Origin of the sequence: Haladaptatus sp. W1 (assembly GCF_001723155.1) — an archaeon.
In the GTDB taxonomy this organism is placed as follows: domain Archaea; phylum Halobacteriota; class Halobacteria; order Halobacteriales; family Haladaptataceae; genus Haladaptatus; species Haladaptatus paucihalophilus.
Map to the genome: position 1 here is coordinate 1 of NZ_MEIH01000345.1, position 9,278 is coordinate 9,278.

5 protein-coding genes and 2 rRNA genes are annotated in these 9,278 nt (G+C 54.4%); 5 read left to right on the top strand and 2 right to left on the bottom strand.

All coding sequences use genetic code 11. The annotated features are described in order from the left end of the window. Positions 1 to 414 precede the first annotated feature (414 nt). Entirely contained in the window at positions 415 to 810 is a 396-nt protein-coding gene (locus BG842_RS20225; protein WP_069451513.1) for a hypothetical protein, read from the top strand. Between the two features lie 110 nt (positions 811 to 920). Here the strand turns inward: BG842_RS20225 and BG842_RS29165 are convergent, their stop codons facing one another. Continuing rightward, positions 921 to 1,115: a hypothetical protein gene (locus BG842_RS29165; RefSeq protein ID WP_139136146.1), complete on the bottom strand. Its 195-nt coding sequence runs from the start codon at positions 1,113 to 1,115 to the stop codon at positions 921 to 923. A gap of 113 nt (positions 1,116 to 1,228) precedes the next feature. Here BG842_RS29165 and BG842_RS28055 point away from each other — a divergent pair, with 113 nt between their 5' ends. Both BG842_RS28055 and BG842_RS20230 read left to right on the top strand, forming a co-directional pair. Beyond that, positions 1,229 to 1,666 (top strand): DUF5518 domain-containing protein, encoded by a 438-nt coding sequence (locus tag BG842_RS28055; RefSeq protein ID WP_083252573.1) that lies wholly within the window; start codon positions 1,229 to 1,231, stop codon positions 1,664 to 1,666. Between the two features lie 792 nt (positions 1,667 to 2,458). Continuing rightward, the gene (locus BG842_RS20230; protein WP_254663333.1) at positions 2,459 to 2,755 is read left to right on the top strand and encodes a hypothetical protein; all 297 of its coding nucleotides are present in this window, start codon (positions 2,459 to 2,461) and stop codon (positions 2,753 to 2,755) included. Positions 2,756 to 2,763: 8 nt separating this feature from the next. Here the strand turns inward: BG842_RS20230 and BG842_RS20235 are convergent, their stop codons facing one another. Beyond that, positions 2,764 to 3,060, bottom strand: coding sequence for a hypothetical protein (locus tag BG842_RS20235; protein ID WP_069449413.1), 297 nt, complete (start codon positions 3,058 to 3,060; stop codon positions 2,764 to 2,766). A 1,210-nt stretch (positions 3,061 to 4,270) separates the two neighbouring features. On the opposite strand from BG842_RS20235, the gene BG842_RS20240 reads away from it, so the two are divergent. Continuing rightward, a 16S ribosomal RNA gene (locus tag BG842_RS20240) occupies positions 4,271 to 5,741 on the top strand. Between the two features lie 433 nt (positions 5,742 to 6,174). Continuing rightward, a 23S ribosomal RNA gene (locus tag BG842_RS20245) occupies positions 6,175 to 9,093 on the top strand. Together the 16S and 23S rRNA genes form the textbook arrangement of a ribosomal RNA operon. The last annotated feature ends 185 nt before the right edge of the window (positions 9,094 to 9,278 follow it).

Consider the following 9,278-nt stretch of genomic DNA (forward strand, 5'->3'; position numbering starts at 1 on the left):
GTATAAGCGGCAGTGGATCGACTCCAATTAATCTTTAGTATGGTTCAATTCGTTTATGGATATATGTCCAGTGTGATTCCAGACCGAGTGCGCAGGATGTATAGTCCAGATATTCGTATATTGGCGGTTATTTTAATGGGTGCTCTATACTATTTGATGGTTCTACTTTCTAATCAGGATTTCACAAATCCATATTATAATTTTGGATTTGTAGTGAATGTTCTCACGATCATATATTCAGTAGCTACCATCGGGTACGAACGAAGAGCTAATCGATAAATATACGTTCTGCATCCAGTGATATCGGCAATCAAGGAAACTGTTTTGCTTCATCAGCGACCGCCGTAACTCGGTTGTAGACTAGTACTGCGTATCCAGCATTTAATACGCCACCCTTCGACAGTCCAATAGAACATGAGCCCAGACAGGACCGTCGCAACATGGTTCAGGAACCATGAGACGGGAGTGGTTATCACCAGTGCGATGGTGTTGGCTTTGATTCAAATACTCTCATTCGAGCAGTTCTCTGTGCTTGCGATAGCTGTTGGTGTCATCGTATTTATAATCATCTGGATGCTCTCTCGAACACCCCCCGGCGCGAAGATACCGGGGTTGGGAGAGCCATTAACAGGAATGACCTCCGTAGTTGTTTTTATGATTTTTTTCGTGGGGTTCGTGGCACTCAGCACGGCTGCTCTGATGAGTCAACTGCCGATCTCCGCCTCCCAGTACTATGGAACACTGTTCGGGATACTCGTCGGGATGTTCTGTGTCATTGTAGTATTGCCCGCGCTTCGAGCATCTCTCTGAGTTAGCGACTGTTAGACTCGCGCTCTGTAGTAAGTAACCGCGTTTCAGTTGTAATCTTTCACTCGAGATTGGGTGCGTCCACGTCTGCTAGGTATAACATTGTGGACATTTTATCTATTTCGATAACGAGAAACTACTTCGAGAAAAGCAATACCGATTGTTGCGCCAATCCCGATTGCCAGTCCGAGTGCTACTCCGCCCCCAATTGAGCCAAATTTGAGAATACCAATAATGACCGCTAATCCGGTAGCGGCAGCAATATAGAGTAAGGCACGGCGAAGATCAAATGCGACTTGGCTACTCATGCCTACCTAGTCTCGTAGTGAACAATTAAAAATACCGTTATCTTTCCATAAATAATACCCCATTTCACCCTTACGAAGATTATATGATGACTCTCGACCATATCTAGAGACGAATGTCTCTGCTGTCCCTCCGGGCTGTCCCATCGGCATGGCGATTCGCGCTTATTGGCGCACTCGCTTCACTCCCAGTCACCGTTCTCGTGAACTGGCTCCCGAATTCTAAGGCAGACATCGGGGGTGGCATCATGATTTTCGGAGCGTTCATCGCAGGAGTGATAGCCGCACTCCGTTCGACAGACCCAGATGCCGCTGGATTCCGCGCTGGACTTCTCGGTGGCATCGTAGGGATACTCACACCTATTGTGGCGGCGGTCAGTTCCACTATCGAGACAACTGTGATTGCATCACCATCACCGTCCAGTATAGCATTTTTCGTCGTATTTAGTGTTGTAATACTTGTTCTCACTCCACTATTCGGTTTAGTGTGCGGTCGAATCGGTGGCTGGGTGGCGACTACCGTTATCACTCGGTGGACAGCGACTCCAGCGTAGCAACACTGCAGTCTGAACCACTTAGGAGTCCGTCCACACCCGCTTAGTGCAACATGAGGCAGTGAGACAAATAGACCCTAATCAATCAAGCGGAGGTAGACCACCTCCGTCAACCCCACATGAATCTATGCGCGAAGGCGAGAACGGCTCAGGAGGAATAGCCAAAAAATCTGACGAACAGCGAAACCTCAGAACTCCCGATGCAAACTAATCAGCGAATAAGCCAACATCGAAAGAGCCACGATCTCCCAGAAATATGTCATTCAACCGGGGAAAAGCGCACCATCATCTTCCGGCTCGGCACCGAATACACACGCCAGAACGAAGATAGTTGAACAGACAAACACAACACCGCTAACCAGCTTCGGTAGTGGCACCATAGTTGGAACCTACTCCGAGAACTCACCATTTTCGGCATAAGTTTTCTGGTGGAGGGGGACAGTTTGGACGGTGAATCGCAGGTTAGTATAGCATACTAACGTCGAGCAACCCACTTTCGAGGACGTCGCTCCCACACTTCGACCTCCGAAGACACCCAGGCGCTTACTCCCCTTGGAAAAATTTCACCTGAAAAATTTTCCAGCCTTCCGTGCACTGACGCTTACGGACAGAAGTGGAATTGGCCAAGTCGCCACCCTCGGGAAGCGTATCCAGTGCTGGAATCTAATTCGGCTCGCGTCAGACACGCGCCTGACTGACTTTCTTGTACGTGAATGTCGATGGGTCTGCTATGGAATTCGCAACTGTCGCATGCGTCGCCGAGTTCGCCGCGACAGAGGAGGGGGAGTCGGCGTGACCGAAAGGACCGTCCAAATCGAGATTTTGGTCGCCGATTGTCCCGAGGATGCACCCGAGGTGGAGGCGGACTCCCGCGTGGACGTCGCCGTGAACGGGCAGATGTATCCCACCGCAAAACTCGACGACGGTCGGTACGTCGCGTGGTGGTTCGAGGCAGCGGCACCCGCCCCCGACGATAGCATTACCACGGAGTGGGTCGCTGCTCCGACCCGCTATCTCGCGGCCGCAACGCTGAGCGAACTCTGGGAGGACCCCGCCGCGTTCGACTCTCTCATGAGTGCAAACTGTTAGAAACGGTCTCAAAGACGGTCGATAGCGGACGACCTAGTTGGTCGGGAGGTACTCGGCGAGCTCGGGCGATAGTTTTTCCCACGCGATTCCGGTCGATGTCTCGGTGGATAGATTCGAACCTCTCTGAGGAGCCACCGTCCGACCAGGACACTCATACAGACGTTGAACACGATAACCGGAAGCAGTTCCGACGTGATGAACGCGACGAACAGCCCGGTCAGTACCACTCTGAGGCTCATCCCGAGCGCGAGCGCAACCGCCGCCGCGGTGAGTATGGTCCTCGTCCAGCCGTACGCCCGTCGCATATCCCCGCGCTCGAAGTGAACCGGCGAACGGGCGACGAACGTCTCTTTTATCCCTCCACCGCCGACTCTCCGGGCAATCGCCGCCGAAACAGTCGTTCGGCCGTAACATTGCGCTAACGATTCTCTCCCCCGACGAGCACGCCGCACCATCAGGAGTTCGTTCAACCGCCTCGATATTCAAACCGCGTCAGTCCCGCGTCTGACAGCTCGTTGGTTCCGGTGGTTCCCGACACTGACCGCCCCGAGTCTCCCGACTCTTCGGTCCATCCCGTCTCGACCCTTGCCGGAACTTCCGTGTCCGTCCATCCGGTTCGTCTTGCCCCGTGGATGCCGATCGAACTTCCACTATTGCGTCATTTCCTCTCCCAACATCCTCTCAGATATTTGCCCTACTATCTCTCCATACGCACACACGAAACAACACTATATAATTCGGTATCGAGAGATTGCCGGACAGTAATGAGCTATTGTACCGTGGGACGTGTCTTGACTTCCCAATGCGCCTTCGATTCGACGTACTTAAATTCTACCGGGCATTTCGATAGAATGCGAACGACGCCTCGTGGTTTGCCCCGCGAGGTGGCCGCCCGAATCCGGCGCATTTAAATATGCGATTGTCGGATTCGGGCGAACGAAAACCCAATCCAATGCCCTTAAGTGTATGGGGGCACTCGGATGTGATGTACACGGCGTCCCGCGGTTTGGGACGAACGGAACACACCCAATCCGGTGCCCTTAAGTACTACAAGGCACTCGGATGTGATGTACACGGCGTCCCGCGGTTTGGGACGAACGGAACACACCCAATCCGGTGCCCTTAAGTACTACAAGGCACTCGGATTGAATACGAAGCGCCTCCGGCCCACAACCGGCCGGGGGCGGGCGAAATCCGACGCCCTTATATGATAGGGTCGTCAGGATACAAACGCGAAGAAAGACACAGACGCGATCTGTGGGGCGTTCAACTCGTCTCACAATCTCGGACAAACGAGGTTCGAAGGGTTTAATACCCTTCCTCGCCTCTACTCAAGTCCGAAGGAAATGAGGATTCCACCCCTGCGGTCAGCCGTATATGATGGAATCTGATGTTAGCCTTGGTAGTTCGGTGACACCTTGTCGGTCATTCGATGTGGTGTCCCGAACGTGTGATATGTGATACACTCTCTTTGAGAGTGTCTCCGCCTATACGCTGAACCTTGTGTTCAGCGACATTCTGGTTGATCCTGCCAGAGGTCATTGCTATTGGAGTTCGATTTAGCCATGCTAGTTGCACGAGTTTAGACTCGTGGCGGAAAGCTCAGTAACACGTGATCAAACTACCCTATGGATTCGAATAACCTCGGGAAACTGAGGCTAATTCGGAATAAGGCTCCATCGCTGGAATGCGTGGAGCTGGAAACGCTCCGGTGCCATAGGATGTGATTGCGGCCGATTAGGTAGACGGTGGGGTAACGGCCCACCGTGCCGATAATCGGTACGGGTTGTGAGAGCAAGAGCCCGGAGATGGATTCTGAGACAAGAATCCAGGCCCTACGGGGCGCAGCAGGCGCGAAAACTTTACACTGCACGACAGTGCGATAAGGGAACTCCAAGTGCGAGGGCATAACGTCCTCGCTTTTGTGTATCGTAAGGTGGTACACGAATAAGAGCTGGGCAAGACCGGTGCCAGCCGCCGCGGTAATACCGGCAGCTCAAGTGATGACCAATTTTATTGGGCCTAAAGCGTCCGTAGCCGGCCAGACAGGTCCGTCGGGAAATCTGCTCGCTCAACGAGCAGGCGTCCGGCGGAAACCCGCTGGCTTGGGGCCGGAAGATCCAAGGGGTACGTCTGGGGTAGGAGTGAAATCCTGTAATCCTAGACGGACCACCGATCGCGAAAGCACCTTGGAAGGACGGACCCGACGGTGAGGGACGAAAGCTAGGGTCACGAACCGGATTAGATACCCGGGTAGTCCTAGCTGTAAACGATGCTCGCTAGGTGTGGCACAGGCTACGAGCCTGTGCTGTGCCACAGTGAAGACGTAAGCGAGCCGCCTGGGAAGTACGTCCGCAAGGATGAAACTTAAAGGAATTGGCGGGGGAGCACTACAACCGGAGGAGCCTGCGGTTTAATTGGACTCAACGCCGGACATCTCACCAGCATCGACAATAGCTGTGACAGTCAGTGTGATGAGCTTACTAGAGCTTTTGAGAGGAGGTGCATGGCCGCCGTCAGCTCGTACCGTGAGGCGTCCTGTTAAGTCAGGCAACGAGCGAGACCCGCACTCCTAATTGCCAGCAGCACCCTTGTGGTGGCTGGGTACATTAGGAGGACTGCCGCTGCCAAAGCGGAGGAAGGAACGGGCAACGGTAGGTCAGCATGCCCCGAATGTGCTGGGCTACACGCGGGCTACAATGGTCGAGACAATGGGTTGCAACCCCGAGAGGGGGCGCTAATCTCCGAAACTCGATCGTAGTTCGGATTGAGGACTGAAACTCGTCCTCATGAAGCTGGATTCGGTAGTAATCGCGCTTCAGCAGAGCGCGGTGAATACGTCCCTGCTCCTTGCACACACCGCCCGTCAAAGCACCCGAGTGAGGTCCGGATGAGGCCATCAGGCGATGGTCGAATCTGGGCTTCGCAAGGGGGCTTAAGTCGTAACAAGGTAGCCGTAGGGGAATCTGCGGCTGGATCACCTCCTAAAGACCGGGATTGGGCCGACGTGCCCAACCCACCTTAACTCGTCAACTTCGTTGACGAACTGGCACACACGCCGGGACAGCACTCGTCTTCCGACGAGGCACCTTTGAACTACCAAGGCTAGTCCCAATCTCTCCCTCTTGGGGGAGTAGCCTTCGCTCGTTGGTGAGCGCCGCTGTTCGACAGCGGTTCGCGGGTTCGACTCCCGTGGAAGGCCGTCACGTGGGACGGTTCGAATCGTGCCCCTTAAGTAGTGGGCGACGAAACGAACTATCCCCAACAAACCGATGCACCAACCCGTGAAAACGCGGTTGGGAAGGGTTCGATACACGCACTCGGCGACCACCGTGTCGTGTAATGACAACCGTATGTACGTGCAATCCAGACGTCCACTGGACTCACATATCGTGAGTTAACAGTGAAACCAAGTTATTCCAACGTGGCTACTGTGCCACCTGGTGAATGGCTCGGCTCGAGCGCCGACGACGGACGTGCCAAGCTGCGAAAAGCTGTAGGAAGCCGCACGGAGGCCAAGAACTACAGATCTCCGAATGGGAATCCCCCCGCAATTGCCTCGCGCAATGGGGAACGCCGAGAACTGAAACATCTCAGTATCGGCAGGAACAAAAAGCAAACGCGATGTCGCTAGTAACGGCGAGTGAACACGACAAAGTCCAAACCGAAGCCCTCACGGGCAATGTGGTGTATGGACTGACATTCATCATCGGAACCGTCTCATGAAGTCTCCTGGAACGGAGCATGAAACAGGGTGACAATCCCGTAATGAGAATCAGTACGATGTGCGTCAGCTCCCGAGTAGCAGGGGTCGGAAATCCCTTGTGAATGTCGCGGGCAACGACCGCGAAGACTCAATACGACTCGAGACCGATAGCGAACAAGTAGTGTGAACGAACGCTGAAAAGCACCCCGAAAAGGGAGGTGCAATAGGGCCTGAACTCAGGTGGCGATGGAGCGACAGGGCACAAAAGGCCCACCGAAAAACGACCCGGGCGCAAGCCCGCAGTAGGAATCGGTGGGAGCCGGTGTTCTGTCGTACGTTTTGAAAAACGAGCCAGGGAGTGTATCTAATTGGCGAGCCTAACTCGAGTATCGAGGCAGGCACAGGGAAACCAATACGGCCGCAGCGCTTTGCGTGAGGGCCACCGTCTTCAAGGGCGGGGAGTCAACTGGATACGACCCGAAACCGGATGATCTACGCATGAGCAAGACGAAGCGTGGCGAAAGCCACGTGGAGGTCTGTTAGAGTTGGTGTCCTACAATACCCTCTCGTGACTTATGTGTAGGGGTGAAAGGCCCATCGAATCCGGCAACAGCTGGTTCCAACCGAAACATGTCGAAGCATGACCTTCGCTAAGGTAGTTCGTGGGGTAGAGCGACCGATTGGGAGAACCGCCTCCGAGAGGAGTCGGCCTCCCTGTCAAACTCCAAACCTACGGACGCCGTTGACGCGAGGAATCCGGTGCGCGGGGTAAGCCTGTGTACCGTGAGGGAGACAACCCAGAGCCGGGTTAAGGTCCCAAAGTATGAGCTAAGTGCGATTGAAGGTGGTCGCAAGCCCTAAACAGCCGGGAGGTGAGCTTAGAAGCAGCTACCCTCTAAGAACAGCGTAACAGCTTACCGGCCGAGGTTTGCGGCGCCGAAAATGATCGGGGCTCAAGTTCATCACCGAGACCTGGCAGCGCTCTTGACCGAGCGATCTAGTAGGTTGGCATTCTGGATGGGTGGAAGCATGGGCGAGAGTTCGTGTGGACCGTTCAGTATCGAAAATCCTGGCCATAGTAGCAGCGTTAGTCGGGTTAGACCCCCGACGACCTTATGAGTAAGGGTTCCTCAGCAATGCTGATCAGCTGAGGGTTAGCCGATCCTAAGTCTCACCGTAATTCGAATGAGACAATAGGGAAACTGGTTAATATTCCAGTGCTAACACCATTAAAAGTCGACGCTTCAGGAAACATCAAGCCGGGCCCTCGCCCGGTCGAACCGTCAAAATCCGTGGAAGCCGTAATGGCAGGAAGCGGATGAATGGCGGGATAGCGAAAGTTGGTGGTACCCGGAGCCCGTGAAAAGACGAGTGTGTTAATCGTACCGAGATCCGACACAGGTACTCTGGCGGCGAAAGCCAAGGTCTGTCGGGAGCAACCGACGTTAGGGAATTCGGCAAGTTAGTCCCGTAAGTTCGCGATAAGGGATGCCTGCTCTGTATAAGAGCAGGCCGCAGTGACTCGGACGCTCCAACTGTCTAGTAACAACATAGGTGACCGCAAATCCGCAAGGACTCGTACGGTCACTGAATCCTGCCCAGTGCGGGTATCTGAACACCTAGTACAATAGGACGAAGGACCCGTTAACGGCGGGGGTAACTATGACCCTCTTAAGGTAGCGTAGTACCTTGCCGCTTCAGTAGCGGCTTGCATGAATGGATCAATGAGAGCGTCACTGTCCCAACGTTGGGCCCGGTGAACTGTACATTCCAGTGCGGAGTCTGGAGACCCCCAAGGGGAAGCGAAGACCCTATAGAGCTTTACTGCAGGCTGTCGCTGGGACGTGGTCGCTACTGTGCAGACATAGGTAGGAGCCGCTACACAGGTATCCGCGCTAGCGGATCACCGAGGCATCAGTGAAATACTACCCGGTAGTGACTGCGACCCTCACTCCTGGCGGAGGACACCGGTAGCCAGGCAGTTTGACTGGGGCGGTACGCGCTCGAAAAGATATCGAGCGCGCCCCAAGATTTCCTCACTCGGGTCGGAGACCCGAGGAAGAGCGCAAGAGCAAAAGGAAGTCTGACAGTGTCCTACACAACGAGGGACGCTGACGCGAAAGCGTGGTCTAGCGAACCAATGAGGCTGCTTGTTGCGGCCCATTGATGACAGAAAAGCTACCTTAGGGATAACAGAGTCGTCACCGGCAAGAGCACATATCGACCCGGTGGCTTGCTACCTCGATGTCGGTTCCCTCCATCCTGCCCGTGCAGAAGCGGGCAAGGGTGAGGTTGTTCGCCTATTAAAGGAGGTCGTGAGCTGGGTTTAGACCGTCGTGAGACAGGTCGGCTGCTATCTATTGGGGGTGTTACGATACTTGACGAGAACGTTCGTATAGTACGAGAGGAACTACGAATGGGTGCCACTGGTGTACCGGTCGTCCGAGAGGGCGCGTGCCGGGCAGCTACGCACCACGGGGTAAGAGCTGAACGCATCTAAGCTCGAAACCCACTTGGAAAAGAAGTATCACCGAGATCACTCGTAGAAGACGAGTTCGATAGGCTCGGGATGTACGCGCCGAGGCAACGAGGCGTTCAGTCCGCGAGTACTAACAGATCGACGCCACACAATCATACCGCATACTGGTTTCACACGCACTCTCGTGTGTGAGTCCAGGCGTATACTGGATTGCACGTACATTACGGTTCGTTCGAACCATCAACGATTGGTATCCCTGTCACGGTTCGATTCCGTGAGTTGACGTTAAGGCGGCCAGAGCGACAGGGCGACACCCGTACCCATCCCGAACACGGAAG

What these genes read in the sequence shown, in the direction of transcription:
- BG842_RS20225 (WP_069451513.1), top strand. Translation starts at nt 415, where the DNA reads ATGAGCCCAGACAGGACCGTCGCAACATGGTTCAGGAACCATGAGACG.
- BG842_RS29165 (WP_139136146.1), bottom strand. Translation starts at nt 1,115, where the DNA reads ATGAGTAGCCAAGTCGCATTTGATCTTCGCCGTGCCTTACTCTATATT.
- BG842_RS28055 (WP_083252573.1), top strand. Translation starts at nt 1,229, where the DNA reads ATGTCTCTGCTGTCCCTCCGGGCTGTCCCATCGGCATGGCGATTCGCG.
- BG842_RS20235 (WP_069449413.1), bottom strand. Translation starts at nt 3,060, where the DNA reads ATGCGACGGGCGTACGGCTGGACGAGGACCATACTCACCGCGGCGGCG.